Genomic DNA, 26425 nt, shown 5'->3' with positions numbered 1-26425 from the left:
GTCAGAAGTTCAGCGCCGCGATCCGCTCGACGTCGGCGAGGATGTTGATCTCCGTGATCAACCCGTCGGCCACGGTGAACGACAGCACCGAAACGGCCTTCCCGTCGCGCCGGGCGATGATGCCCGGGCCGCCGTTGACGGTCGCGTACTGCGAAACCAGGCCGGCCGGGCGGAACTGCGACGCGCTGCCCGCGACCTCGGCCGCGCCGCGCACGACCTTCGAACCGAGTCCGCCGGTGTCGACGCGCAGCAGCGCGTCCGGGTGCAGGAGCGCGACCAGCCCCTCGAAGTTGCCGCCGCGGGCGGCGGTGAGCCAGGCGTCCGCGATCTTGCGCTGCTGGGTTCGATCCGCCGGACCGGCCGGGGTCACGCCCTGCACGCGCCGGCGCGCCCGGCTCGCCAGCTGCCGGACCGCGGCGGTGTTCTTGTCGAGCATGGTCGCGATCTCGTCGAAAGGCACGGCGAACATGTCGTGCAGGACGAAGGCGAGCCGTTCCGCCGGGTCGAGCGCCTCCAGCACCACCAGCAGCGCGAGCCCCACCGAGTCCGCGAGGACCTCTTGCTCCGCCGGGTCGACGCCGTCCCCGGTCTCCACGATCGGGTCCGGCACCCGGATGTCCAGCGGATCCTCGCGCCGGGTCGCGCGCGAACGCAGCATGTTGAGGCATTGCCGCGACACGATCGTCGTCAGCCAGCTGCCGGTGTTGCGGATGTCCTCGCCCGAGGACCGCGTCACCCGCAGCCAGGTCTCCTGAACGGCGTCGTCGGCCTCGGCGAACGAACCGAGCATCCGGTACGCCACCGCCCGCAACCTGGGCCGATGCTCCTCGAACTGAGCCGCCCAAAAATTCTCGTCCTGTTTTTCGTCCCGCACTGTCACATCTTCTCCCTCGGCCGGGTCCTACTGACGAGACCCGCCGAACGAGGCGGACGTGACAGGAGGAGATCACCATGCAGGCTCGGATGACCCACCCGATCAAGGTGCAGCCGGACGCGATGAAGGCGCTGATGGCGCTGAGCAAGGCCACGAACGACAGCACCGTGCCCGCGACCACGCACCACCTGATCCACCTGCGGGTCAGCCAGATCAACGGCTGCAGCGTGTGCGTCGACATGCACGCGCGGGAGATGAAGGAGGCGGGCGAGAAGGACGAGCGGATCTGGGCCGTCGGCGCGTGGCGCGAATCGCCGTACTTCACCGACGCCGAGCGCGCCGCGCTGGACCTGGCCGAACACGTGACCCGCCTGGCCGACCGCACGGACCCGGTCCCGGACGAGGTCTGGGACGCCGCCGCGGACGTCTACGACGAGAAGGAGCTTTCGTCGCTCCTGCTGTCGATCGCGGGCATCAACGTGTGGAACCGGCTCAACGCCGCGATCCGCCAGCCGGTCGGTTCGTTCTGACGCTGGGGTACTGGGGGTACTGCCGGGGTGGCGGCGAGGGGATCCGCCGCCGCTTCCGGCAGCCTCACATCCTCGCGGGCAACTGGTCCCGGCGGACGGAGCGTGGGTTTTTGTAGAGGGTCGCGACGAGCACCGCGAACATGAGCGCGCCCAGTGATTCCGGCAACGCGATCCGCACCACCTCTGCGAGGGCGACTTCGACGGGATGCTCCCTCCAGCGTCAATCGGCGGTTCCCAGCCGCGCGGCCCACTTCTCCTCTATTCTCCCGAATTTCCAGATCGCGAACGCGGCCAACCAGGTGACGACGAACAGTCCGACGATCGCGAAGCCCACGTAGTCCAGGTCCACCGAGGCGATCGCGGCGAGCGGGCCGGACGTGATGCCCAGCTTCTCGGCGAGCAGCGTGACCAGCTCGATGGTCCCGATCCCGAGCGCGACCGCCACGGAAAGCGCGGTGACCGTGAGGTTGTAATAAATCTTCCGGATCGGCCGCGAAAACGCCCAGCCGTATGCGTAGTTCATCAGCACCCCGTCCGCGGCGTCGAACAGGCTCATCCCGGCCGCGAACAGGGTTGGCAGCACGAGAATCGCGTACCAGGGCAAGGAAAACGCGGCGGCACCCGCGGCGAGCACGAGCAGTCCGATTTCCGTCGCGGTGTCGAAGCCGAGTCCGAAAAGGACACCCACCGGGTAGATGTGCCACGGCTTCCGCACCGCTTTGGTGGCTCCGCGCAACAGCCGGTTCATCAGGCCGCGGTTGTCGAGATGGCGTTCCAGCTCGGCCTCGTCCAGTTCGCCGCGGCGCATCCGGGCGAACACGCGCGCGATCCCGACGAGCACGACCAGATTCATGATCGCGATCAGGTACAGGAAAATTCCGGAGACCGACGTGCCGATCAGGCCGGTCGTCTCGTGCAGTGCGGAACCGTCGTCCTCCAGTTGCCCGGCGATCGCGCGGACGCCCATCGACAGCAGCAGGCACAGCGCGAAGACGATCGTCGAATGCCCGAGCGAGAACCAGAACCCGACTGACAGCGGACGCTGCCCGTCGGCCATCAGCTTGCGCGTGGTGTTGTCGATGGCGGCGATGTGGTCGGCGTCGAACGCGTGCCGCATGCCGAGCGTGAACGCGGTGACGCCGAGGCCGATGCCGAACGTGCCGCCCGCGCCGAGCGCGTAGTGCCGCGGCGCGACGACCAGCACCAGCAAACCCCAGCCGACGAGGTTCAGCAGCAGGATCACGGCCGCCATGCCGCCGATCGACCATCGGTCGCCGCGAGTCAGCCGCTGCGTCATCGCCGTCCTCTCGCTCACCGAAAAGCCGTGAAGGGCTCCTTCAGGGAATCAGATTCCCTCAAGGAGCCCTTCACGGACAATCCAGTAAGCCTCAGCCAGCGCGCAGGTGCAGCGAGTCGAGCGCCTTGCGCACGTGCCCGCCTGCCGCGGACAGCGCCTCGGCGGAACGCGTGACGTCGCTGCCGGACAACAGGTGTACGAGCGCGACCTTGAGGTCGCCGCCCGCTTCGGTGAGCGCGTCCGAGCAGTCGGCCATCGTCATGCCGGTGGCTTCCTGCAGGATCCGGATGGTGCGGCCGCGCAGCTTCGCGTTCGTCGCGCGCATGCTCACCATCAGGTTCGAATACGTCTTGCCCAGCTTGATCATCGTCGCGCTGGAGAACGCGGTGAGGATCAGCTTCTGGGCCGTGCCCGCCTTCATCCGGGTCGAACCCGCGATGGCCTCGGGACCGGTGGCGACGGCGATCAGGACGTCGACGCCTGCCGGTTGCGCGGCGCGCGGGTTCGCCGAAACGAGCCCGGTGTGCGCGCCGATCCGGTTGGCCTCGGCGAGCGCGCCGAGCACGTACGGAGTGCGCCCGGAGGCGGCGAGACCGAGCACGAAGTCGCCCGGCTGCACCGACCGGGCGATCTCCGCCGCGCCGGCGTCCGCGTCATCCTCAGCGTTCTCGACGGCCTGCCGCAACGCCTTCTCGCCGCCCGCGTGGTGGGCGATGAACCAGTCGCCGGGCACGTTGAACGTCGGCACGAGCTCGGCCGCGTCCAGCGTCGCGAGGCGGCCCGAGGTGCCCGCGCCGACGTAATGCACGCGCCCCCCGCCGCGCAGCGCCTCGACCGCGTAGTCGACCGCGCGGGCCAGCTGCGGCAGCACCGCGGCCACCGCGTCCGGCACCCGGCGGTCCTCGGCGTTGATCGCGCCGAGGATCCCCATGGTGGACATCAGGTCGATGTCCACCGTGCGCGGGTTTCGTTGTTCGGTGGGCGAATCGACGTGCACCGTCTGGCAGGGGACGGACATCAGATCCTCGCTTCTTGGTTCACTTGCCGGTTTCCCGCGGACGACGACGACCGTCGGGTCTGACCCCGAGCCGGTGCGAGCCGACCGCGTCCCGCGTGGCGTCCAGCGCGCTGACCGACGCCTCCATGTGGCGCTGCGCGACCCCGATGAAGAGGCAGTCGATCACGGTCAGCTGGGCGATCCGGCTCGCGGTCGCGCCGGACCGGAAGGTCGTTTCGCGGGCCGCGGTGGTGAGGACGTGGTCGGCGACCTCGGTGATCGGCGAACGCGGGAAGTTCGTGACCGCGACGGTCACCGCCCCGTGCTCGCGCGCGACCCGCAGCGCCTCGACGGTGTCCGTGGTCGCGCCGGTGTGCGAGACGCCGATCGCGACGTCGCCCGGCTTCAGCACGGCGGCCGAGGTCAGCATGATGTGCGTGTCCGACCAGGAGAAGCTGACGCGGCCGATCCGGTGCAGCTTCTGCTGCAGGTCAGCGGCGACGAAAGCGCTTGCGCCCACGCCGTACACGTCGACCCGGCCGGCTTCGGCGACGAGGTCGATCACGCTCTGCAGCTGGGCGACGTCGAGCTGGTCCGCGGTCTCTTCGACGGCGCGCGCGTCGGCGAAACTGACCTTGCCGATGACGGACGCCAGGTCGTCGCCGGGGCCGATCTCGCCGCCGAGGTTGCGCGAGGTGCGCGCCTCGGTGCGGGCGGTGTCCGCGGCGAGCGCGATGCGCAGCTGCGGGTAGCCGCCGACGCCGACCGCCTTGCAGAAACGCGTGACGGTGGTCTCGGAGGTGTTCGCGGCGAGCGCGACCTCGGTGATGCTGCGGCGCGCGACCGCGGCCGGGTCTTCCAGGACAACCTTCGCTACCCGCTGCTCGGCCCGGGCGAGTCCGGGCAGCAGCGAGCGAATGCGGACCAGGGGGCTCGCATCCGCGTCGCGCGCCGTCGCCTGACCTGCGAGGTGCTCGGAGGGTGCGCTGCTGATTACGGATCCCGCATCATCCGCCGTCGGAAAGTTACTAACCGTTGGCATTTGCGACAAGGCTACCCACATCCTTCGGCAGAACCACAACCCGTCCGTGTCTGCGGACTTCGGTTTGCGATTAATCGTTGTCAAGAAAGTCGCCAACCGAGTCCACGGCGTTAACGACCTCAAGCTAACGACTTGGCAACTAAGTGTGTCTAGCGAAGGAGTCTTGTTCCACTGAGTGGGGCCACGAAGGTGGCAATGCGCGGCGGGGTGCTTACCGAGCGCTCAATTTCCACCCCGAAGAGGCCAGCTCTCCCGGGTTTCGCTCACCATCGAGAACGACGTGGCCGCGTTGGGTGACTTTCACACTATCGAGGGAAACTCCCCGTCCCGTGTAGTTCGGATCGGTGCTGTAACGCCACCGGAGCGACGTCGCCGCGGCCGCGGGCACCTCCGCGGACACCCACCACCAGGAACGGTGCCCGTGTCCGCCCAGCGCGAGCGTCTTGTCGCCGGGTGCACCCGGGCCACGGGCCTGAAGCGGAACAGGTTGCCAATTAACCCCGTCGGTGCTCGATTCGAGCTGCAACGGGTCGCTCGGGCCTTCTGTATCGACGAAAGCGGCGAAAGACACGCGCAGTGGCGCACCGGCTGGAAGCGGTTGTGTGCTGAGAGTAGCCACACTGTTGTTTCCGAGGCCCGCGTACCAGGCGTCGGGACCTTCGACCGGCCGGACCGCCATCGCCTTCGCGAGCGAAGTCGCCCAGACCTGGCGCGCGGGGTTGATGGAACCCCAGGTGCGCGTGGGGTGCACGCGGTTGGTGAGCAGCAACGCGAACGACCGCGATTCGGGATCGATGACCAGCGTGGTGCCGGTGAAGCCGGTGTGGCCCGCGCTGATCGGCGACGCGAGCGCGCCCATGTACCAGGGCTGGTCCAGCTCGAAGCCGAGCCCGTGCTCGTCGCCGGGGAAACGCTGGTTGTAGTTCGTCAGCATCTTCGTGACGGTGTCCGGGCGAAGGATCCGATGCCCGCGGTAGCTGCCGCCGTTGAGGATCGTCTGGGCGAGCACCGCCATGTCGCCGGCCGTGGAGAACACCCCGGCGTGCCCGGCGACGCCGCCGAGCGACCAGGCGTTCTCGTCATGCACCTGTCCGCGCACGAGCCCGCGCGGCGGGGTCGTCTCGTACTCGGTCGCGGCGACCCGGTTCAGCTTCGACGCGGGCGGGTTGTAGCCGGTGTCGACCATGCCGAGCGGCGCGGTGATGCGGTCGTGCACCACCTGGTCCAGCGGCTTGCCGGACAGCTTCTCGATCAGGAAGCCGAGGGTGAGCATGTTGAGGTCGGAGTACAGATACGTGCTGCCCGGCGCGTTCTTGAGCGGGCTGTCGAGCACTGCTTTGCGCCGCGACGGGATGTCCGGGTAGCCCTGCCAGAGCGACGGTGACGGGTCGGCGTCGAAGCCGGACGTGTGCGTGAGCAGCTGCAGCACAGTGACGTCCTGCTTGCCGTTGACGCCGAACTCCGGCAGGTAGCGCACGACCGGCGCGTTGACGTCCAGCTTGCCCTGCTCGGTCAGCTGCAGCGCGGCGATCGAGGTGAAGAGCTTCGAGATCGACGCCATGTCGAAGATGGTGTCGTTGCGCATCGGGACCTGCTGGTCCGGCGGCAGTTCGGTGCCCTTGGCGTCGGCGTACCGCAGCGCGCCGCCGACGGCGTACCGGTCCACGACCACGCCGTCGTGCGCGAGCAGGCCGACCGCGCCGGAGAAGTGCGGATGCCCGCTGGCGTCCGGCTGGGTCCAGCTCTTCAGGAACTGTTCGGCGTCGCGGATCGGCTGCGGATCGAGGTTGACCTCGCGCGGGCTGCTGTCGCGCAGCGTCGTGCTCGCCGGTGCGAACCCGTGCTGCGGACGGTCGAAACGCCCGGCGAAGCCGCCGTGTCGGTTGTCGATCGTGGCTGCTCCCGCGGTCGTCGTGGCCGCGACCAGGACGGCCAACGTCGCGACGAGCACTTTCCTAGCACGCATGGCGGCTCTCCTCAGCGATAGATCAGGTGGGGACGCCGTCTGCGGGCGAAGTCGGCGAGTTCGGCGCGCCACGCGCCGGTGATCTCGTCGACCCCGGCGCCGGCGTCGACCATGGTGCGCAGCCGCGCGGATCCGGACAGCTTGTCGATCATGAGGTCCGGCCGCCAGCCGAATTTGCCCGGCGCGACGCGCTTGGCCGTCACGAACATCGAGACGGTGGTGCTGATGGCGTCGAAGGCCCGCGGGTCGGTCACGGTGACCTGTACGCCGCCGCAAGGCTCGTTGACGAACTTGCCGAAGGTGGGCACGAAGTAGATCTCGCGGAACGCCGCGCCCGGCAGGTGGAGCTTCTCGAGTTCCTCGCGCCAACGCCAGTCGAGGCCGGGCGCGCCGATGATTTCGAACGGCCGTGTGGTGCCGCGTCCTTCGGAGAACACGGTGCCCTCGAACATGCCTGTGCCCGGGTACACGAGCGCTGTGTCCGGCGTCGGCATGTTCGGGCTTGGCAGGACCCAGCGGAGACCGGTGTCGGCGAAGAAGCTGTCGCGTCGCCAGCCGCGTACCTGGACGACGTCGAGCTTCTCCAGCTTCACGCCTTCGCCGGGGAGGAACTCGGCGGCGAAGAACCGCGCCAGTTCGCCGACAGTCATGCCGTGCTGCTGCGCGATCGGCTTCAGCCCGACGCCGGACGAGAACTTCGGGTCGAGCACTGGGCCGGACAGTCGCTCGCCGATGGGGTTTGGCCGGTCTAGGACGACGAAGGCCGCGTTGACCTTCGCTGCGGCGACCATCGCCGTGTACAGCGACCAGATGTAGGTGTAAAAGCGCGCGCCGACGTCTGCGATGTCGAAGACGACAGTGTCCAATCCGGCCTTCTGGAACAGCGAAGCGAGCTTCGTCGCGTTAGCGCCGTACGCGTCGTACACCGGGATGCCGGTGCGTGGGTCGGTGTAATCGCCTTCGGAGCCACCGGCTTGCGCGCTGCCGCGAAAGCCGTGCTCGGGCCCGAAGGCCGCGACGGGACGTACGCCCGCCGCGACCATCGAGTCGACAATGTGGTCCCCGTTGGCGAGCACGCCCGTCGGGTTGGACAGCACTCCGAGCTTGCGTCCGGCGAGCGGACGCCAGCCCTGCGCGGCGAGTTGTTCGGCACCGGTGAGTACTCGGTGTGCCAACTCGGGTTGTGCTGCTTCGGGCGCTGCCTGTGCTGCTTGTGCCGCAGCTGAGCCGCTCGCCACTACCGGGACTGCGAGCGCCGGAACGGCCAGAAACTTCCTGCGATTGAGAGTCACCAGGTCAGCCCGTGTCCGAAGGGGTACTTGACGGTGTGCACGTCCGCCCCGGCCGGGACGTCGACCGGCAGCTTCCCGCTGGGCTTCGTCTCGCCGAGCACGACCCTCGCCAGCGCTTCGAGCGACGGCGTGATGTAGCCGTAGGTGGCGAGCCAGGTCGGCACCGGGTTCGCGTACCCGGCGTCGTACGGGATCTGCGCGGCGACCGCGACCACCGGTTTGCCGCTGTCCATCAAGGCCTGAAGAAGCTTGCCCTGCAAGGGGAAACCGCCCAGGTTGTTGGTCAGGACCACGACGACGTCGTTCTGCTTCGCGGCAGCCGCGGCCTGGGCGATCTGCGCGTCGGTCGGCGTCTGCCCGGTGGCCAGCGCGGTCGCCTTGGTGCCGTGCGCGGTGAAGCGGTCGGCAAGCGTTTGCGTCGTGGTCACGCCCCAGCCGGTGACCAGCACGTTCGACGGCTTCTGCTTGAGCGGCAGCACGCCGGCGTCGTTGGCGATCGCGGTGATCGACCGGTCGGCGATGCCCTGTGCGGTGGCCAGGTGGTCCGGCGTGCCGACCTTCTTCATGACCTGCGAGGGATTGGTGAACGGCGAGTACAGGATTCCGCGCTTCAGCTTGAGCTTCAGCACCCGCAGCACGCTCTGGTCGATCCGCTGCATCGGCAGGTCGCCGGACTTCACCGCGGCGAGCACGGAGTTGATCGCGACGTCCAGGTGCACCGGCATGAGCAGCTGGTCCACGCCCGCTTTCAAGGCGAGGACCGGGATTTCGGCGTCGCTGTGCAGCTCCCGCACACCCTGCATCTCGAGCGAATCGGTGATCACGACGCCGTTGTAGCCGAGTTCGCCGCGCAGCTTGCCGGTGATGATCGGCTTCGACAGGGTCGCCGGCTCGCCGGACGGGTCGAGGCTCGGGAACTGGATGTGCGCGCTCATGATCGAGTCGATGCCGGCGGCGATCGCGGCCTTGAACGGCGGCACGTCGATCGCCCGCCACTGTTCTTCGGTGCGGTTGATCTTCGGCAGCCCGGTGTGGCTGTCGGTGGCGGCGTCGCCGTGGCCGGGGAAATGCTTCGCGGTGGACGAGACGGTCTGGTTCGCCGGGCCGGAGTCCTGGTAGCCCTTGACCTCCGCGGTCACGAAACTGCTGGCCAGGTCAGGTCGTCCAGAGAACGAACGGACGCCGATGACCGGGTTGGCCGGGTTGGAGTTGACGTCCGCGTCCGGCGCGTAGTCCTGGTTGATGCCGACCGCGCGCAGTTCGTGGCCCAGGATCGTCGCGGCCTTGGTCGCGCTGCCGGTGTCGCGGCCGGCGGCGATGGCCATCGAGTTCGGGAATTCGGTGGCCGGCGCGCCCATCCGCGTGACCGTGCCGCCCTCCTGGTCGGTGCCGATCTGCAGCGGGATGTGCGCGCCGCTGGAGATCGCCGCGCGCTGCAAGCCGTTGGACAGCTTCGCGACCTGCACCGGGTCGTCGAAGTTGTCGCGGCTGGCGTTGTTGAAGTAGATGACCCCGCCGAGGTGGTACTTCTGCACGGCCTGTGCCGCGGTGTCGACGCCGAAATCGGTCTGGTTCTTCGGGTTGACCTCGTCCGCGGACTTGCCGTTCACCCACGTGACGAACAGCTGCCCCACTTTTTCTTCCAGGCTCATGCCGCGCAGCGCCCGCGCGGCCGCGGCGTCGAGCTGCGCGGCCGTCGGCTGAGGCGTCTGCTGCGGGTGTTTCGGCGCGGCGAACGCCGAGGAACTCAACCCCCCGACGGCGAGCACCCCCGCGAGGGGAACGGCGAACACCTGCATCCTCCGCGTGCGCGCGAGTCGGTTCGTCACGAATTGCCTCCCAGTGTCGCGTGCCGCCGCGGGTACGGACGCGAATCGTGAAGCGTCCACCGGGCAGCACCGGTATCGGGAAGCTACTCACCGCGACACGGGGTTGTCCATCGGCCGAGCGCAGGAACGAGAGGGTTCACCTGGGAGGACGGCAGGCGCGGAGGCGTTCGAGACCGGCTCGGCGCGGCGTGCCGGTGCCGCTGGCCGGACATAACACTGGCGGCGCCCGTCAGCCGAGGCCAACGGGCGCCGCCAGTCGGCGCGGACATCTCGGGCGACCAAGCGTGCAACTCTGGTCGTACCTTCATGGACTCGGCGTCCGGCGTCCCGGTACGCAGTCCCTAGACGACGAGCCTCCCGCGGCGTGCTGCGCGTGGGTACCCGGAGTCCGCGCACGGAGGTTGCTCGGGGTGACAGAGGCTTCTCTTCTACCTCTGTCCTGGCCGAATCAACGTCCGCACCTACTTTCTACGCCGTGAGCGCGGTCACTTCAAGTGCGCGTACGGGTGCACCGGTACAGAGGCTCGATCCGGTGACAGCACCACCCTCAGCAACGGACCTAGCTGCGGAAACCGGAGTTTTGGTACCGCCGTGCGGGTGCTCAGTCGCCGTCGCCCCGAGACCGGCGGCGCCGGCTCAGGCTGTACCAGGTCGCGCCCGCCGCCACGGCTCCCACGCCGAGCGCGACCATGCCCGCGGACTTCGCCGGGATCCGCGTGCGCAGCGACATCGGCCGCTCGAACGCGAGGACCGGCCAGCCGTGCTCCTCCGCGGTACGGCGCAGCAGCTTGTCCGGGTTCACCGCGTGCGGGTGACCCACCACCTCCAGCAGGGGGATGTCGGTGCTGGAATCGGTGTAGGCGAAGCAGTCTGCGAGGTCGTAGCCGTGCTCGGCGGCCTGCTGCTTCGCGGCGACGGCCTTGTTCTCGCCGTAGCAATAGAAATCGACCTCGCCGGAGTAGCGGCCGTCGACGATCTCCATGCGAGTGGCGACGCAGCGGGTCGCGCCGAGCATCTCCGCGACCGGAGCGGCCACCTCTTCGCCGGTCGCGGACAGCACGATCACGTCGTGTCCGTCGGCGAGGTGCTGTGCGATGAGGTCGGTTGCTTCCACGTAAACGAGCGGATCGACTACGTCGTGCAAGGTTTCGCGCACGATCGCGGAAACCTGCGCGACATCCCAGCCCGCGCACAACGCGGAAACCTCGGCCCGCATCCGCTCGGTCTTGTCCGCGTCCGCGCCGGCGAGCGAGAAAACCAGTTGCGCGTAAGCACTTCGCAGCGCCGCGCGGCGGTTGATCAGCCCTTCGCGCAGCAACGGCTTGCTGAACGCGAGCGCGCTGGACGAGGCGATGATCGTCTTGTCGAGGTCGAAGAAGGCGGCTACGCGCCGGGGTGCTTCTTCGCTGCGGGGTTCGGCCACGTGATCAGGATAGGCGCACCGCGCGGTGTTGTTGGCAGCACACCGGGCGCGGCGACGGCCGGAAAATCGATGACATCGGCTCGCTTACGGCCTCGAGTGCCGTTATCGAATCGTATGTGTCACCCACACAGCCAACTCATAGCTAACGGAGTTACAGTGAACGGACCCGGTCGTGAACCGGGCTGGTTCAGTCCGACCCCCCGGGGCTGAACCCCTGGCGGCCCTCGTCCCTCCCCCCTGGCGAGGGCCGCCTTCTATTCTCCCGGTTTCCGGCTTCGGCGAACAATTTTCAGGTCTCCCCCGAAAATCCTCGCGCTGGCGGCGTTCCTCGCTCTGACCTGGGCAGTCTCGGTCGTTCAGCGCGCGTCTTACGAGCAAGATCAATTAACCGCGCGCTTACCTTTGCGGTGTTTTCTCCGGTCGCGGCACCTGTTACTCGGCTCAGTGCGGCAAATTCACTTCTTTCCACTTGATTTTCCGGAGTTTCTCCGCAGCAATCGTTTTCTCGGTCGAATACGCGGGGCCGTGCATTGTCCGGTGCGGACCGACACTCCGCGGTTGCTGTATCGATTTCGCACCCCGAGTTGTCCACAACCCCCGAGTTATCCACATGACGGAAAAACGGGCATTGCCGCGGGCCCTGGCGGCGGGCGACGGTGGAAGTCCGGCCCACGAGACCCAGGGGAGGGGCACATGGCCACCGCACAACCGCTCGTCGTCTCCGGCGAAGGCACCGTGTTCGAAGAGATCCGCCGCGTCGCCGCGGTAGTCGGCTGCGAGTTCGACCACGCACCAGACCTCGCCGCCGCACGCGGACGATGGACCCGAGCCCCGCTCGTGGTGCTGGACGAGGACATCGCTGTCGACAGTCCGCCAATGCCAGCCCGCGACAGCGTCGTGCTCGTCTGCAAAGGCGCGCCAGACTTGGACACCTGGCGCCGCGCGGCCGCTCTCGGCGCTCGCCGAGTCTTCAGCCTGCCCGACGACGAGGCGGGTCTGACCGGCGCGTTCGCCGATGTCACCGACGCCCCAGCCGAATCACCCGGTCCAGTAATCGCTTTCGTAGGCGGCCGAGGCGGCTCCGGCGCCTCCGTGCTGGCCGCCGCAGTCGCTGTCGAAGCCGCTCGCACCGGTTCCGCGCTATTAGTCGATTGCGACCCGCTAGGCGGCGGATTGGACCTCCCGCTGGGCCTAGAGCACACGAAAGGCCTGCGCTGGCCGGAAGTTCGGGTGTCCGGCCGCGTCTCCGTCCCGTCCCTGATCGCCTCCCTTCCCAGCCGCGGCAACCTCCCGGTGCTGTCCTGCGGCCGTTCCGGGGACGGCCCGACCCCTCGCGCGTTGTCCGCCGTAGTCGCCGCGGGCAGCCGCGCCGGCCGCACCGTCGTCTGCGATTTGCCCCGCCATTTCAGCGAGGGCACGCTTGCCGTCGCTTCGGCCGCCGACCTGGTCGTGCTCGTCGTTCCCGTCGAATTCCGGGCTTGCATGGCAGCGAAACAGGTCCTGAACCACCTCCGCCCGCACACCGAGCGTTTCGCAGTCGTCGCAAGTGGACACCGCGCCGACGGCATCTCGGCCTCGCAAACCGCAGGCATGCTGGGCCCGCCCTTGATCGCTGACGTGTCCCCGGAACGCCGGGTAGCCATCACCCTGGAATCCGGCGAGTTCGACCTGCCCCCGAAAGGCGCACTGGCCACCGCTGCTCGCGCGGTACTGGCGAACCTGCGTCCCCTCCCGACCGCGCAGGCGGCGTAGATGACCGCCGACCTCGTAGAACGAGTCCGCCACCGCCTGGCCGGCGAAAGCCGCGGCACCGACCCGATCGCCTTAGCCGAAGCCGTCCGCGCCGAAGCAGGCGGAGCCCTGAGCCACGACGCGGTACTAGCCGCGGTCCGCCAAGCCCGAGACGAATTCGTAGGCGCGGGCCCGCTAGCCCCATTGCTGGAGGACGACACGATCACCGACGTCCTGGTCACCGCCCCCGACCAGATATGGACTGATGGTCCCACCGGCCTTACCCGTACGCCGATCCGTTTCCCAAGTGAGGACGCCGTCCGCCGCCTAGCGCAACGCCTGGCTCTAGCCGCAGGCCGCCGCCTGGACGACGCCCAGCCTTACGTAGACGGCTGGCTTCCCGTGCGCCAAGGCCGAATCCGCGTCCACGCCGTGCTGCCGCCCATCGCAGCCAACGGCACCTGCCTGTCCCTGCGCGTCCTGCGCCCGGTGACACACGACCTGTCCGCGCTCCACGCCCACGGCTCCATCGACCCGACCGCCCTGAGCATTCTCGAAGCAATCCTCAAGCACCGCTTGGCCTTCCTCATCACCGGCGGCACCGGAGCCGGAAAGACGACGCTGCTCAGCGCCTTGCTGAGCGAGGTAGCACCAACCGAACGCATCGTCTGTGTCGAAGACGCAGGCGAACTACGGCCGACCCACCCACAGTTCGTCAGCCTCGTCGCCCGCCCTGCCAACGTCGAAGGCGCCGGTGCCGTAGAACTCCCGGAACTGGTCCGTCAGGCCTTGCGGATGCGCCCAGACCGCCTCGTCGTAGGCGAAGTCCGCGGCGCAGAAGTGTGCTCCCTGCTGAACGCCATGAACACCGGCCATGACGGCGGTGCCTGCACCCTGCACGCGAACTCGCCCGCAGAAGCCCCCGCGCGCCTAGAAGCCCTAGCCGCCCTAGGCGGTCTGCCACGGGACGCGCTGCACAGTCAGTTGGCCGCGGCCGTCCGCGTAATCCTCCACATGCGCCGAACCACCACCGGTCGCCGCCTCGCAGAGGTCGCAGTACTCCAGCGATACCACGGAGAAGTAAAGACCCACCCGGTCTGGCGTGACGGGCACTGGACGAGCCGCCGTTCCCTCTTCACCGCCCTGACCACACCTGACTAGCCGTCCACGCTCCAGTTCTTACGCAGGAAGCGCGTCCAATCCCGCCTAACCGCGCCCAGCATCGAGGTGACCCGTTGATCTCCGCATGGCCGTTCCTCTGCGCAGGCACCGGAATCCTGTGCTGGCCAACCACCCCCAGCCGCCTCCTTCCGGCCCCGCGCCTCCGCTTCCGCGTCCCGCCCCGCCAGTCCCTCTGGCTGGCCCCCGCCGTCCTCGCTCTGCCGCTGGGCGGAATCGGCGCCGCGATAGCCACCGCCCTGCTCACCGTCGCCGTCCGTCAGGAATGGCGCAGCAGAAGGGAAACCACTGAAACGCTGATCCGTGCCGAACGCACCGCGACCGTCCTCCGCACGATGGTCTCGGAACTCCGCGCCGGTGCTCACCCGGTAACCGCCGCCGAGGCGGCCGCAGACGCCGTCCCCGAACTGGCCGGAGAACTCCACAACCTGGCCACCGCCGCCCGCCTGGACGGAACCCTGGAATCATCCGCACTTCCCGCGGTCGCCCAATCCTGGAACCTCGCCCGCCGACACGGCCTGCCCATCGCCGACGCCCTCGAAGCCGCCCGCCGAGACGTCGACGCCGAAGTCGCCTTCATCCGCCGTCTGCACGCCAAAATGGCCGGCCCGCGCATGAGCGCGATAGTCCTGACCGTGCTGCCCGTCGGCTGCCTGGCCATGGGCCAGCTCATCGGAGCCAACCCGCTCGCCGTGCTCACCGAAACCCTGATCGGACAAGCATTCCTGGTCGCCGGCGCGGCCCTGCTCTGGGCGGGCACCGCGTGGTCCAGAGCCCTGACCAACCGCAGAGCCGCCCCATGACCGCCTTGAGCTTCGCCCTCATGGCCACCGCACTACTGCTCTGGCCGACCACCGCTCCGCCCCGACAGCTGGCCCGCCCCAAACGCCCACGCCGCACCCCACGGCCAGAGATCTGGCACCCCGCCGCCGCGGTCGTCGTGGGCCTGTCCACCACCGTCCTCACTGGAATACCAGTAGGACTAGCCGCGGGCGCAGGATCCTGGTGGCTCCTACGTCGATCCCGCCACCCCAAAAACCCAGACGACGTCTCGGAACGCCTCCGCTCCGCGTCCACCCTGGACCTGCTCGCCGCCTGCCTACGCGCCGGAATGCCAGTCCCGACCGCCTTGGCAGCCGTAGCCCCCGGCGCCCCACCGGACACCGAAAACGCCCTGCACGCAACAGCAAACCTGCTAGCCCTGGGTTCCGACGCCGCTCCGGCGTGGGCCCCGCTCCGCGCCCGGCCAGGCTTCGCCGAACTGGCAGTGGCAGCCACCCGAACCGCGCGGTCCGGGGCAGCCCTCGCCTCGACCGCGGACGACCTGGCCCGCCGCGTCCGCGACGGACTGGGCGTCGAAGCCGAAGAACGCGCCGAACGTGCCGGAGTAGCCCTGGCCATGCCGGTCGGGCTGTGCTTCCTGCCCGCGTTCTTCGCCCTCGGCGTGCTGCCGGTAGTGCTCGGCCTGGCCGGGCGAATCGGCGGCCTGCTGTGAACCCGTACCCGACAGAAAGGGAAACCGACCATGTGGTTCTTGCCCGGAGACGAGGGCACCACCACCGCCGAATACGCCATCGGCACGGTAGCCGCGGCAGCCTTCGCCGTGGCGCTCTACGTGCTGCTCAGCGGAGACTCAGTCTCCGCGACGCTGGCCGGCCTGGTGCACAAAGCCCTGACGGTGGCCACCTGATGGCCAGCCGTCGCCGGGACGGCGGATTCGTCACGGTAGAAGCCGCGCTGTCTCTGGGCGCGCTGACCGCCGTGCTGGCGATGCTGCTCGCGGGCACCAGCGCGATCGCCGGACATCTCCGGTGCCTGGACGCCGCCCGCGAAGCCGCCCGTCTCACCGCAGCCGGGCAATCGGGCGCCGCCGACGCAGTGGTCCAAACCATTGCCCCGCGCGGCGCACACCTCACGATCCACCGCACCGGCGACGGCCTCACCGCCGAAGTAACCACCGACGTCCTGTCCGCCCTCCACCTCAGCGCGACCGCCTACGCCATCCTCGAACCAGGCCTGACCCCATGACCCAAGAACAACCAGCCGACGCCGGCGTAGCCACCATCTGGACGGCCCTAGCCGCGACCGCCCTGATCGCCGTAACAGTCCTGGTGTGGTGGCTAGCCGCGGCGATCACCGCCCGCCACCGCACCGAAGCCGCCGCCGACCTGGGCGCACTGGCCGCAGCAGCCCACGCCGCCGCCGGACCGACCACCGCCTGCGCCCGAGCCAAGGAGGTAGCCGACCACGAACGCACAGAGCTGACCAGCTGCCGCTGGCACAACCGCGACGCTTTCATCGAAGTCCGCGCCACGACCACCCCGGTCCCCGGCCTGCCCGCCCCCACCGCAAAATCCCGCGCCGGTCCGGTCGACCTGCCTCCCTGACAAGCCCGGCCCTTGCGCTGCCGGTGCTAGCCCCAATGTCCGCGCCCAGCGGCGGCAGTTGCCCGCCCGGTCGGGCAGCGGTGCCGGGGACCGGCAGCCGGGTGCAGCCCACGGGTACTGGCCCCAATGTCCACGCCCGGCGGCGACAGTTGCCCGCCCGGTCGGGCAGCGGTGCCGGGGACCGGCAGCCGGGTGCAGCCCACGGGTACTGGCCCCAATGTCCGCGCCCGGCGGTGGCAGCTGGCCGACCGGTCGGGCAGCGGTGCCGGGGACCGGCAGCCGGGTGCAGCCCACGGGTACTGGCCCCGAGGTCTGCGCTCGGCGGCGATGCGCGGGCCAGTGGGGAAGTCGCGCTCTGCGGCTGTCGCTGGTTCCCGCACGCGGCCCTCGGTGCCGCCAGGTGGCTGTGTTCGGCGGCGGTGACGCCCGGCCTGGTCGGGCCGCCGTTGGTCAGCGACTGGCCTCTGGCTCGCTGCGGTACTGGTGTCTGTGCTCGGCAGCGATGCGACCCGGTCGGCCGTGCTCCGCGGCTGCCCGCTGGCTCCTCCGCGGATGCTTGCGTCCGTCACAGTGGCGTTCCTCCGCGGCCGGTCCCTGGCCGCTTGGGTACGTGACCGCTCCAACTGGCCGGATTTGCCCCACCCGGCCCGTCGGTGCCGAGGACGCCCCTCGGTCGGATCTGCCCCAATGCCCGCCCCGATCGAAGGGAGTTGCAACCTGCCAACCGCCCCCACCCATCCCTCCCGCCCCGTCTCCGCACGTCGCCGCAAGCGGCATTCCGGACCCCCGTCGGAACCGCTCATCGGCGACGAGCCGGACAGGTGACCAGTCGCCGGAACCCCCGGCTCGTCCGGACCTTTCCGGTACCGGCGATGAGTGGCGAAGGACACGAGCAGCGGTCGCTGGCGCACGCTGAACGGTCGAATCCCCAGGTCAACGACCGGTCCAAGGGTATGCCTCAGTACCCGTGCGATAGGGCGGGAAAGTGTCGAATCCCGTGGTCGGCCCGTTCTCGCGGGCCGGACGGCGGGGTCAGCGGCCGGTGATCGGCACCTCGTTATCGGCCGGACAGTGGGCTACTGGGCGTTCATCGCTCGGTAACGGCCGGTTGTCGCGCGGAGTCTTCCCGGCAATGTGCAACTTGCCGTTTAGTGAGACATGCGCCACCACGGCCCCGACCCGGACGGCGCGAACACCGGACCTCGAAGGCAGGAAAGCAATGTTGGACGCGAATTGGCCGGACAGCTGGCGGAACGCCTTCCGCATCGAACTGCGTGCGGAGGCGATCGGCCTCGCTTGGCGCGGCTGGCCGGTGCTTCCGGGGGCGACCCCGGAGCCGATCACCGCGGAGGGGGACGACCTGACCTGGCGCCGGCCGGTGCCGGTGCGCGACGACTGGCGTGAGCTGGTCGGTTCGCACGCCCACGAGGTCGCCAGCTGGTTCAGCGACCGCACGCACAGCCTGCTCGTCGCGACCGGCACCGTGCTCGACGCGGTCGAGGTGGACCAGGAACTGGGCAAGCGCGCCGCGCGGCTGCTGCGTTCCATCGGGCACCCGGCCCCGATCGTCGCGATGCCGAACGGCCGGTGGCTGTTCCTCACCTCGCCCTCCGAGCACCTTCCCGCCGAACTCGCCGAGCAGATTTCCGTGCAGTGGCACGGCAAGGACAGCTACATCCCGCTGCCCCCGTCGCCGTTCCAGCACGGTGTCGTGCACTGGCGCGTGAAGCCGGAGGTGTGCGGCTGGCAGCTGCCGCCCGCCGCCGAGGTGCAGGACGTGCTGGTCCGCGCCCTCGCCGACGAGCACGCCCCGATGCTGGTCGAGAGCACCGCCGCCTGATTCCGGTTCCACCCCGGCAGGCAGCGCGCGACAACCGAAGAAAGTTTCACGCTCCACCGTGGCCGCACTGTTCCCCGTGCTGACGCAACGCCCCGAGCACGGCTCCCAGTACGGCCACCGCCCCTGCCTTGTCCAGCGGATCGTTGCCGTTCCCGCACTTCGGCGACTGGACGCAGGACGGGCAGCCCGTCGGGCACTCGCAGGAGACGATCGCCTCCCGCGTAGCGGCCAGCCACGGGACAATCGCGGCATAACCGCGGTCGGCAAATCCCGCACCCCCGGGATGCCCATCGTGCACGAACACCGTCGCCTCCCCGGTGTCCTCGTGCCACGCGGTAGACACCCCGCCGATGTCCCACCGGTCGCACGTAGCGAACAGCGGTAGCAGGCCGATCGCCGCGTGCTCGGCGGCATGCAGGGCACCGGGGACGCGCGCCGGAATCAACCCGGCGCCCCCCGGTGCCCTGCCAGCACCCCCGGTCCCCACCGGCCCCACCGCACCACCGACCTCGACCCCGGCGCCGCGCCCCCGCCCCGCCGCCGGATCGCCCGAAGCCTCGCCGGTCACCCCGACAACCGACGAGGCGCCCCCGGTCCCCACCGGTTCTCCAGCCGCACCACTGTCCGCCGGCCCCGCAACGGCCCCGCCAGTTCCCCCGCTGGCTGGGGCCACACTCCCGGTCCCCACCGGTTCACCACGCGACTGGCCGCGCGCCGACGCCGCTCCCGCTCGACCACGAACCCCGGCGGCCGGTGCCGTGTCGGCGGGTTCGGCGAGTTCGCCATCTGATTGGCTGCCCACCGATTCCGCACCCGCTCGACTACGAACTCCGGCGGCCGGCGGCGTGTCGGCGGACCCTCCGAGTTCGCCACCTGATCGGCTGCCCACCGAATTCGCGTTCGCTTGGCCGGGGTTCGTGGCAGCTGGTGGCGTGTCGGCGGGCCCGGCGAGTTCGCCACCTGTTTGGCTGCGCGTCGAATTCGCGTCCGCTCGACCACGAACCCCGGCGGCCGGTGGCGCGTCGGCGGGTTCGGCGAGTTCGCCACCTGCTTGGCTGCTCACCGATTCCGCGCCCGCTCGGCCCGGCTCCCCGGCGGCCGGAGACGCGATTTCGACTCCGACCGATCCGACAACGGTTGACTCAGCACTGGTTTCACCGGTGCCGCCAGCGGTCAGTGACGTGGTTCCGGCGACCGCGCCTGCCGAGCCCCCAACCGGAGACTCCAGCAGTTCATCCGAAACCGTGTACCAGACAGCCCTCGTGTGGAGGCTCTGTTCTGGCAGGTCAAGCGGCGTATGGTCCAGCACCTCGCCCGACGGGCGCCGTCGCAGATACCCCACCACCTGCGACGTCACCGCCACCTCGCCCAGGCATACCGTCACCCCGCCGTGGCGGCATTGTTCTTCCGTTGACAGCACCGAAATGTCGACGATCTCGCGCGGCGAAGTCGTCCAGTCCGGGTCCTCCGCGTGCACCAGCGCCAGGCCCGTCTCCAAGTCCAGCTCATCGACCACATACGACGACCCCTGATGCAAATACACCGCACCGGGATGCACGGAGTAGCAAGCCGAACCGGGATCGACGGTGCCCAGCATCCGGCCCGAGTCCGCTTCCACCACCGCGATCTGGTCGCCGCCTGAGCCGCGGATGCCGACGTCCGCGTGCGGGCGGTCGCGCGACGTCCAGTACCAACCGCTCGACCGGCGGCGCAGCAGCTTCTCCGCCGCCAGATCCGCCAGCACCGCTCGGGCCGCCTCGCCGCCGAAGGTTTCCAATTCCGGTTCGGTCAACGGCAACTCCGCGACGGCGCACGCGAGCTGCGGGCCCAGCACGTACGGGTTCGTCGGGTCCAGGACCGCCGTTTCCACCGGGCGTTCCAGCAACGCGGCCGGATGGTGCACCAGGTAGGTGTCGAGCGGATCGTCCCGGGCGACGAACACCACCAGCGCCTCGTCGCCCGAACGGCCGGCGCGGCCGGATTGCTGCCAGAACGACGCGAGCGTGCCGGGGTAGCCAGCCAGGACCACGGCGTCCAGGCCGGCGATGTCGACGCCCAGCTCCAACGCGTTCGTGGTCGCGACGCCGAGCAGCCGACCCGAAAGCAGGGCTTGCTCCAGGGCACGCCGCTCCTCCGGGAGATAACCGGATCGGTACGCCGCAACGGTATCCGCCAACCGAGGGTCCACTTCGGACAGAAGGCGGCGCGCCCCCAGCGCGGTCAGTTCGGCTCCGCGGCGGGAACGGACGAAAGCCAGCGACCGAGCGCCTTCGATGACCAATTCGGTGAGAATCCGCGCGGTCTCGACACCGGCCGGACGGCGGACGGGCGCGCCGTTCTCGCCGGTCAGCTCGTCGAGCAGCGGCGGCTCCCACAGCGCGACCGTGCGCGCGCCGCGCGGGGAAGCGTCGTCGGTGATCGCGGTGCACTCCACGCCGGTGAGCCGGGTGGCGAAGGAAGCGGGGGACGCGGTGGTCGCCGAAGCCAGCACGAACACCGGGGAAGCGCCGTAGTGCTCCGCCACCCGGCGCAGGCGGCGCAGCAACAGCGCGACGTGCGAGCCGAACACGCCGCGATAGCTGTGGCATTCGTCGACCACGACGTACCGCAACCGGCGGAAGAACTGCGTCCATCGGGAGTGCGCCGAAAGGATGCCGCGGTGCAGCATGTCGGGGTTGCTGAACACCCAGTTCGCGTGCGCGCGGACCCAGTCGCGCTCTGTCATCGGGGTGTCTCCGTCGAAGGCGCCCGCGCGTACGCCCGCGATGTCCAAAGAGGACACCGCACGCAGCTGATCAGCGCCGAGCGCCTTCGTCGGCGAGAGGTACAGCGCGGTCGCCCGCTCGTTCGCGGCCAGCGCGCTGAGCACCGGCAGCTGGTACGCCAGCGACTTCCCCGACGCGGTCCCGGTGGACACCACGACGTGCGTCCCCGCCTGAGCCAGCGAAGCCGCCTCGACCTGGTGCCGCCACGGTTTTTCGACCCCGGACGCGCGGAACGCGGCCACCACCGACGGCTCCACCCACTCCGGCCACGGCTCGTGCCGGGCCGCGCGTTCCGGCAGCCGGGACACGTGCGTCACCGGATTCTCGTGCGCCGGGATCCCCGCCGTGACCCGGTCCAGCAGCCTCCGTCCTCGCTCTCCCACCACGTGCCGAAGCTTCGCACAGGGCACCGACAAAACCGGGCCGAGATCGATCCAGTGAGCAATCACACAAGGTTACCGAACGTGCTCTCGCCGGGACGCATTGCGGACGGGCGGAGCACTACCAATACACTCCCTCGATCCACACCCACTGTGGCGAGAGTCATGTGAGACGTGCATTGCTCGCACGGCTAGCGTGTCCTTCGGCACAGATCCCCGCCAGTGCAGGCGCGCCGGGTACGACGGGCCCGCGCTGGCCAGACGGCGTTCCCAGGAGGACGAATGTCCCGGCAGTTCCTCGCGGAGGGCGGTATCACGCTCTCCGGGGGTGGCTACACCATCGTCGGTGTGGTCGCCGTGGTCGCCCTTGTCGCACTGGCCATCGGTTACGTCCTGCTCAAGGAGGTGCTGGCCGCGGGCCAGGGCACCGCCAAGATGCAGGACATCGCCAAGGCAGTGCAGGAAGGTGCGGCCGCATACCTGAAGCGGCAGCGCAACACCCTCGCCATCTTCGGCGTGATCGTGTTCCTGCTCCTGTTCGCGCTTCCCGCGGACGACTGGCGCGAACGGATCGGCCGGTCGATCTTCTTCCTCGTCGGGGCGGCGTTCTCGTTCACCATCGGCTACCTCGGCATGTGGCTGGCCACGCAGGCGAACCTGCGCGTGGCGGCCGCGTCGCGCGAGGAGGGCGGTCGCGAGAAGGCGATGCGCGTGGCGTTCCGCACCGGCGGCGTGGTCGGCATGATCACCGTCGGGCTCGGCCTCTTCGGCGCGGCGCTCGTGGTGCTCGTCTACACCGGCCAGGCACCGAAGGTGTTGGAGGGCTTCGGTTTCGGCGCGGCGCTGATCGCCATGTTCATGCGAGTCGGCGGTGGCATCTTCACGAAGGCCGCCGACGTCGGCGCCGACCTGGTCGGCAAGGTGGAACAGGGTATCCCCGAGGACGACCCGCGCAACGCCGCGACGATCGCCGACAACGTCGGCGACAACGTGGGCGACTGCGCTGGCATGGCCGCGGACCTTTTCGAGTCCTACGCGGTGATGCTCGTCGCCGCGCTGATCCTCGGCAGCTCCGCGTTCGGCGCGTCCGGCCTGATCTTCCCGCTGATCGTGCCCGCCATCGGCGTGATCACCGCGGTGATCGGCGTCTACATCACGAAGGCGCGCGCGGGCGAGGGCGGCCTCGTCACGATCAACCGCTCGTTCTACATCTCCGCGGTCATTTCCGCGGTGCTGTCGGCGGTCGCCGCGTTCGTGTACCTGCCGAGCAGCTTCGCCGACTTCGGCGAGGGCTTCTCGCACAACACCGGCAACCCGGCGGTGATCGCGACGGTTTCGGTGATCATCGGCATCGTGCTCGCCGCGCTGATCCTGCGCATTACCGGCTACTACACTGGCACCGAGCACAAGCCGGTCCAGGACGTCGGCAAGACGTCGGAAACCGGTGCGGCGACGGTGATCCTGTCCGGCATCTCGGTCGGGTTCGAGTCCGCCGTGTACACCGCGCTGGTGATCGGCGCGGCCGTGTTCGGCGCGTACCTGCTCGGCGGCGGTGTCGCGCTGTTCGCGGTGGCGCTGGCCGGCACTGGCCTGCTGACCACGGTCGGCGTCATCGTCGCGATGGACACTTTCGGCCCGGTCTCGGACAACGCGCAGGGCATCGCCGAGATGTCCGGCGACGTCGACGAGAAGGCCGCGCAGATCCTCACCGAACTGGACGCGGTCGGCAACACCACCAAGGCGATCACCAAGGGCATCGCGATCGCCACCGCGGTGCTGGCGGCGACGGCGCTGTTCGGCTCCTATTCGGACGCGATCGCGAAGACCGTGGCCGAACGCGGCGAGGGCGCGGTCACCGCGGTCAGCTCGTTCGTCAACCAGGTCGTCAGCCCGAACACGCTGGTCGGCGTGATCGTCGGCGCGGCGGTCGTGTTCCTCTTCTCCGGTCTCGCGGTCAACGCGGTTTCGCGTGCCGCCGGCGCGGTGGTGTACGAGGTGCGCCGCCAGTTCCGCGACATCCCCGGGATCATGGAGGGCACCACGCGGCCCGAGTACGGCCGGGTCGTCGACATCGTCACCCGCGATTCGCTGCGGGAGCTGGCGACGCCGGGTCTGCTGGCCGTGTTCGCGCCGATCGCGGTCGGTTTCGGGCTCGGCACCGGCGCGCTCGCCGGGTACCTGGCGGGCGCGATCGCGACCGGCACGCTGATGGCGATCTTCCTCGCCAACTCCGGTGGCGCCTGGGACAACGCCAAGAAGCTCGTCGAGGACGGCAACCACGGCGGCAAGGGTTCCGACGCGCACGAGGCGACGATCATCGGCGACACCGTCGGCGACCCGTTCAAGGACACCGCCGGTCCCGCGATCAACCCGCTGATCAAGGTCATGAACCTGGTCTCGGTGCTGATCGCGCCCGCGGTGGTCACGCTGACGCTCGGCGGCGGCGCGGACACGACGTGGCGGATCGTGATCGCGGTCGTCGCGGTCGCGGTGATCGTCGCGGCGATCGTAGTGTCCAAGCGGCGCGGCAGCGTCATGTCGGAGACTCCGGCGGAGGCGAAAGCCTGACGCATTGCTCCATTCGGGCCCGGTACGCCTTCGCGTGCCGGGCCCGTTCGCGTCCGCGGCCCGGGGCGAGTTGCGGACTACTGGCGGGTCGGTACCGTGCGGAGGACACGGATTTCGACGGACAGGAGTGGTGCGGGTGCGGCCGCGGTGGACCGGTTTAGCCGCGCTGGCAACGGGAATCGGCTTGGGGCTCACGGGCTGCGGGCAGGCGCCGCCGCCGGGCGAGCAGGTCGTCTCCGGCGGGCACGCGGAGGCGGCGGCCCAATCCGATCCGGCCGCGAAATGGGCCGACGGGTACTGCGGGGCGGTCACGCATCTGGTTCGTGCGCTGGCGAATCTGCCCTCGATCGACCCGAGTTCGTCAGCGCAGGCCACCCGTACCTCGAGCGATCTCCTGGCGTCGGTCGCCACCGGCATCGACCAGACCGTCTCCGGTTTGCACCGCGTCGGTCCCGCGCCGCTGCCGGGCGGCGAACCGGCGCGCACGGCTTTGCTCGGCCAGTTCACTTCGGTGCGGCACCAGGCGGACGAGGTGCGCGGCAAGCTCGACGCGGCCAGCACTCCCGACCAGGTCAAGGCGGCGCTGGACGACGCCCAATCGGCGATCGACGAGATTTCCCGGCTCGACGTCCTCAAGGGCCTGGACGCGACGCCAGCCCTGTCCGCGGCGGGGAAACGCGCGGCAGGCTGTCAGCAGTTGGTGGTCCCGCCTGCGCCACGCTGATCCGGATCGAGTGCCCGGCGAAGGGCGACGGCTCGTTCCGCATCGTGGTGTTCCACCGCGGCCAGGTAATGCTGAAGCAGCGCCTGCCGGGAGCGTTCGAGTTCAGGCAAGCTGACCGACGTCGCCCGGCCGTCTCGCAACGTCTCCAGCACCGGTTCGGGCAGCCGGTCGACTTCGCGGCCGTGCCAAGGATTCAGGCCGTGCCGCAGGCATTCCAGCGTGATGATCTGGGCGCGCAGGTCGTCGAGCATCAGGACGGCTTGCCACGTCCGGCCGCGGGCGATCGCCGAACGGGCGTGCAACGCGTACAGCCAGGCCATGCCGATCACGTGCGCGCTGCCCGGTTCCGCGGCGCGGGTCGGTTCGTTGGCTTGGCCGAAAACGAGCCGGAAGCCGTTTTCGGTGGCCCGGAACAGATCTCGCGGCCAGAACGACAAGTCGACCTGGAGCGAGGAATCGAGAAGGAAGACCCGGTAGCGAACTCCCTCGCGCGAGGTCACGTCGAGGGTGTCGGCGACTCCGTATTTCTTGTCGAGCGAGCGGGTCCAGCGTGCGACGACCGCGGGCTCGTCCGCGTCCTCCGCGAGCTGGAGGACGAGATCGACGTCCGACCACCGGTCCTCGGCGCCGCGCGCGGCCGATCCGACCAGCGCGGCGCCGACGATGTCCGTGTCCTGCCGCGCCAAGGCGAGCAGTTCGTCCCGGATCTGGACGCGCTCGGCGACCTCGAACATTTCCGCTCCCCGGGTCGACATCTACCGGTATAACTATACCGACAACGCTGAGTGCTCGGCAAAAACCTCGGCGTGACGCTCGCCTTCAATCGAACTTGTGTTCTATCATCGCGGCGTGGATCGGACGATCTCGCTGTTCTCGGCGGAGGCGACCGGCCCGGGCCTGCCCGACCTGGCCGGGCTGTTGTGCTGCCAAGGGCAGATCACCGGGTTCGGCCGCACGGCGGCGCGGCTGTCGGTGCTGGTCGACGAGCCGTGGCGGGCTCGCGTGCTGGCGCGGGAATGCCGTAGCCGGGGCGCGGACGCGCAGGTCGCGGTGGCCGAATGCGGCAGTCCGCAGGTGCGCACGTCGTTCCGGGTCGACCTGCTCGGTCTCGCCGAACAATGGCTCCGGCCGGGACACACCGGTCCGACGGAGGACGACTCGGGCAAGGCGGTGCCCGGCGGTTTCCGGCTGAGCGGCGCGATGCTGCGGATGTGGGCGCTGGCGGCCGGCCGGCCCGAACCGGGCGGTTACCTGCTGGGCGTCGATCCGCTGGCCCCAGGGACGCACGAGGAACTGCTGACCGTGCTCGCGCCGCTGGGCGTCCACGCGCGGTTGCTCGGGCCGAAGGCGGAGCAGCCCGCGGTGCGCGTGAGCGGGCGGCGGAAGCTGGCCGGTCTGCTGGAGCTGATCGGCGAACCTCCGGCCGGGGCGGAGGCGGTGTGGCCAGAACTGCCGCCGGCCGGTGAGCGCCGCGAACGGACGCCGGGCGAGCCGCGCCGAGGCGCTCCGGCGGAGAGCCCTTCACAGTATTTACTGGAGGCCGTGGGGTAGGCGCGCAATAAAAAGGTCCCCCATCGCTCAGCGGAGCGACGAGGGACCTT

At 69.7% G+C, this 26425-nt stretch carries 22 protein-coding genes; 12 read left to right on the top strand and 10 right to left on the bottom strand.

Going from position 1 to position 26425, the window contains the following annotated elements; all coding sequences use genetic code 11:
* Position 1: 1 nt before the first annotated feature.
* Complete coding sequence (locus CU254_RS36590) at positions 2-880, bottom strand: sigma-70 family RNA polymerase sigma factor (protein ID WP_009084399.1); 879 nt, start codon at positions 878-880, stop codon at positions 2-4.
* Between the two features lie 71 nt (positions 881-951).
* Here CU254_RS36590 and CU254_RS36585 point away from each other — a divergent pair, with 71 nt between their 5' ends.
* Complete coding sequence (locus tag CU254_RS36585; RefSeq protein WP_009084398.1) at positions 952-1404, top strand: carboxymuconolactone decarboxylase family protein; 453 nt, start codon at positions 952-954, stop codon at positions 1402-1404.
* A gap of 220 nt (positions 1405-1624) precedes the next feature.
* Here CU254_RS36585 and CU254_RS36580 read toward each other — a convergent pair whose 3' ends face one another.
* The 7 genes from CU254_RS36580 to CU254_RS36550 all read right to left on the bottom strand — a co-directional run bounded on the left by CU254_RS36580 (position 1625) and on the right by CU254_RS36550 (position 11250).
* Positions 1625-2701 (bottom strand): HoxN/HupN/NixA family nickel/cobalt transporter, encoded by a 1077-nt coding sequence (locus CU254_RS36580; protein WP_050788359.1) that lies wholly within the window; start codon positions 2699-2701, stop codon positions 1625-1627.
* Positions 2702-2792: 91 nt separating this feature from the next.
* Positions 2793-3722: an N-acetylmuramic acid 6-phosphate etherase gene (locus CU254_RS36575; protein ID WP_086024924.1), complete on the bottom strand. Its 930-nt coding sequence runs from the start codon at positions 3720-3722 to the stop codon at positions 2793-2795.
* Positions 3723-3738: 16 nt separating this feature from the next.
* Positions 3739-4740, bottom strand: a complete 1002-nt coding sequence (locus CU254_RS36570) for a MurR/RpiR family transcriptional regulator (protein ID WP_009084392.1) — start codon at positions 4738-4740, stop codon at positions 3739-3741.
* Positions 4741-4951: 211 nt separating this feature from the next.
* A complete protein-coding gene (locus tag CU254_RS36565) occupies positions 4952-6706 on the bottom strand; it encodes a serine hydrolase domain-containing protein (RefSeq protein WP_037716005.1) in 1755 nt (584 codons plus the stop codon).
* Positions 6707-6717: 11 nt separating this feature from the next.
* Positions 6718-7998, bottom strand: a complete 1281-nt coding sequence (locus CU254_RS36560) for an exo-beta-N-acetylmuramidase NamZ domain-containing protein (RefSeq protein WP_037716002.1) — start codon at positions 7996-7998, stop codon at positions 6718-6720.
* Positions 7995-9797, bottom strand: a complete 1803-nt coding sequence (locus CU254_RS36555) for a glycoside hydrolase family 3 protein (protein WP_037716000.1) — start codon at positions 9795-9797, stop codon at positions 7995-7997. Before CU254_RS36555 ends, CU254_RS36560 begins: the two co-directional genes overlap by 4 nt.
* Positions 9798-10428: 631 nt before the next feature.
* A complete protein-coding gene (locus CU254_RS36550) occupies positions 10429-11250 on the bottom strand; it encodes an HAD family phosphatase (protein ID WP_009084385.1) in 822 nt (273 codons plus the stop codon).
* 693 nt (positions 11251-11943) lie between these two features.
* Here CU254_RS36550 and ssd point away from each other — a divergent pair.
* From ssd to CU254_RS36510, 8 genes are all read left to right on the top strand, one after another.
* Entirely contained in the window at positions 11944-13002 is a 1059-nt protein-coding gene (gene ssd, locus CU254_RS36545) for a septum site-determining protein Ssd (RefSeq protein WP_009084383.1), read from the top strand.
* Positions 13003-14142 carry a TadA family conjugal transfer-associated ATPase gene (locus CU254_RS36540; protein ID WP_009084381.1) on the top strand — a complete coding sequence of 380 codons (1140 nt, stop codon included), beginning with the start codon at positions 13003-13005 and terminating at the stop codon, positions 14140-14142.
* Between the two features lie 74 nt (positions 14143-14216).
* Positions 14217-14963 carry a type II secretion system F family protein gene (locus tag CU254_RS36535; protein ID WP_037715994.1) on the top strand — a complete coding sequence of 249 codons (747 nt, stop codon included), beginning with the start codon at positions 14217-14219 and terminating at the stop codon, positions 14961-14963.
* Positions 14960-15655: a type II secretion system F family protein gene (locus CU254_RS36530; RefSeq protein ID WP_009084376.1), complete on the top strand. Its 696-nt coding sequence runs from the start codon at positions 14960-14962 to the stop codon at positions 15653-15655. The genes CU254_RS36535 and CU254_RS36530 overlap by 4 nt, the downstream gene beginning before the upstream one ends.
* Before the next feature lie 30 nt (positions 15656-15685).
* On the top strand, positions 15686-15850 hold the full coding sequence (locus tag CU254_RS36525; protein WP_078561018.1) for a DUF4244 domain-containing protein: 165 nt from the start codon (positions 15686-15688) through the stop codon (positions 15848-15850).
* The gene (locus tag CU254_RS36520) at positions 15850-16188 is read left to right on the top strand and encodes a TadE family type IV pilus minor pilin (RefSeq protein WP_037715991.1); all 339 of its coding nucleotides are present in this window, start codon (positions 15850-15852) and stop codon (positions 16186-16188) included. Before CU254_RS36525 ends, CU254_RS36520 begins: the two co-directional genes overlap by 1 nt.
* Positions 16185-16547 carry an Rv3654c family TadE-like protein gene (locus tag CU254_RS36515; RefSeq protein WP_009084372.1) on the top strand — a complete coding sequence of 121 codons (363 nt, stop codon included), beginning with the start codon at positions 16185-16187 and terminating at the stop codon, positions 16545-16547. The genes CU254_RS36520 and CU254_RS36515 overlap by 4 nt, the downstream gene beginning before the upstream one ends.
* 1219 nt (positions 16548-17766) lie before the next feature.
* Positions 17767-18387, top strand: a complete 621-nt coding sequence (locus CU254_RS36510; protein WP_009084369.1) for a bifunctional DNA primase/polymerase — start codon at positions 17767-17769, stop codon at positions 18385-18387.
* Between the two features lie 46 nt (positions 18388-18433).
* On the opposite strand, the gene CU254_RS36505 is transcribed toward CU254_RS36510, so the two are convergent.
* Positions 18434-21538, bottom strand: a complete 3105-nt coding sequence (locus tag CU254_RS36505) for a DEAD/DEAH box helicase (RefSeq protein WP_050788358.1) — start codon at positions 21536-21538, stop codon at positions 18434-18436.
* 276 nt (positions 21539-21814) lie between these two features.
* Between CU254_RS36505 and CU254_RS36500 the strand changes: the two genes are divergently transcribed.
* Both CU254_RS36500 and CU254_RS36495 read left to right on the top strand, forming a co-directional pair.
* Positions 21815-24100, top strand: coding sequence for a sodium-translocating pyrophosphatase (locus CU254_RS36500; RefSeq protein WP_037715989.1), 2286 nt, complete (start codon positions 21815-21817; stop codon positions 24098-24100).
* 136 nt (positions 24101-24236) lie between these two features.
* A complete protein-coding gene (locus CU254_RS36495; RefSeq protein ID WP_037718570.1) occupies positions 24237-24824 on the top strand; it encodes a hypothetical protein in 588 nt (195 codons plus the stop codon).
* Here the strand turns inward: CU254_RS36495 and CU254_RS36490 are convergent.
* Positions 24791-25579: a nucleotidyltransferase domain-containing protein gene (locus CU254_RS36490; RefSeq protein ID WP_009084362.1), complete on the bottom strand. Its 789-nt coding sequence runs from the start codon at positions 25577-25579 to the stop codon at positions 24791-24793. The two genes, CU254_RS36495 and CU254_RS36490, sit on opposite strands and share 34 nt — an antisense overlap.
* A gap of 94 nt (positions 25580-25673) precedes the next feature.
* Here CU254_RS36490 and CU254_RS36485 point away from each other — a divergent pair, with 94 nt between their 5' ends.
* Positions 25674-26375, top strand: a complete 702-nt coding sequence (locus tag CU254_RS36485; RefSeq protein ID WP_009084360.1) for a hypothetical protein — start codon at positions 25674-25676, stop codon at positions 26373-26375.
* The last annotated feature ends 50 nt before the right edge of the window (positions 26376-26425 follow it).

This window comes from Amycolatopsis sp. AA4 (assembly GCF_002796545.1).
Lineage (GTDB): Bacteria > Actinomycetota > Actinomycetes > Mycobacteriales > Pseudonocardiaceae > Amycolatopsis.
The sequence above is the reverse complement of the archived record's forward strand: the minus strand, read 5'-3'. Positions and strand labels throughout refer to the sequence as shown.

Bases quoted from the DNA above. Each gene is read 5' to 3' on its own strand.
- CU254_RS36585 (WP_009084398.1), top strand. From the start codon at position 952: ATGCAGGCTCGGATGACCCACCCGATCAAGGTGCAGCCGGACGCGATG.
- CU254_RS36580 (WP_050788359.1), bottom strand. From the start codon at position 2,701: ATGACGCAGCGGCTGACTCGCGGCGACCGATGGTCGATCGGCGGCATG.
- CU254_RS36570 (WP_009084392.1), bottom strand. From the start codon at position 4,740: ATGCCAACGGTTAGTAACTTTCCGACGGCGGATGATGCGGGATCCGTA.
- CU254_RS36565 (WP_037716005.1), bottom strand. From the start codon at position 6,706: ATGCGTGCTAGGAAAGTGCTCGTCGCGACGTTGGCCGTCCTGGTCGCG.
- CU254_RS36555 (WP_037716000.1), bottom strand. From the start codon at position 9,797: ATGCAGGTGTTCGCCGTTCCCCTCGCGGGGGTGCTCGCCGTCGGGGGG.
- ssd (WP_009084383.1), top strand. From the start codon at position 11,944: ATGGCCACCGCACAACCGCTCGTCGTCTCCGGCGAAGGCACCGTGTTC.
- CU254_RS36540 (WP_009084381.1), top strand. From the start codon at position 13,003: ATGACCGCCGACCTCGTAGAACGAGTCCGCCACCGCCTGGCCGGCGAA.
- CU254_RS36530 (WP_009084376.1), top strand. From the start codon at position 14,960: ATGACCGCCTTGAGCTTCGCCCTCATGGCCACCGCACTACTGCTCTGG.
- CU254_RS36525 (WP_078561018.1), top strand. From the start codon at position 15,686: ATGTGGTTCTTGCCCGGAGACGAGGGCACCACCACCGCCGAATACGCC.
- CU254_RS36520 (WP_037715991.1), top strand. From the start codon at position 15,850: ATGGCCAGCCGTCGCCGGGACGGCGGATTCGTCACGGTAGAAGCCGCG.
- CU254_RS36515 (WP_009084372.1), top strand. From the start codon at position 16,185: ATGACCCAAGAACAACCAGCCGACGCCGGCGTAGCCACCATCTGGACG.
- CU254_RS36510 (WP_009084369.1), top strand. From the start codon at position 17,767: ATGTTGGACGCGAATTGGCCGGACAGCTGGCGGAACGCCTTCCGCATC.
- CU254_RS36500 (WP_037715989.1), top strand. From the start codon at position 21,815: ATGTCCCGGCAGTTCCTCGCGGAGGGCGGTATCACGCTCTCCGGGGGT.
- CU254_RS36490 (WP_009084362.1), bottom strand. From the start codon at position 25,579: ATGTCGACCCGGGGAGCGGAAATGTTCGAGGTCGCCGAGCGCGTCCAG.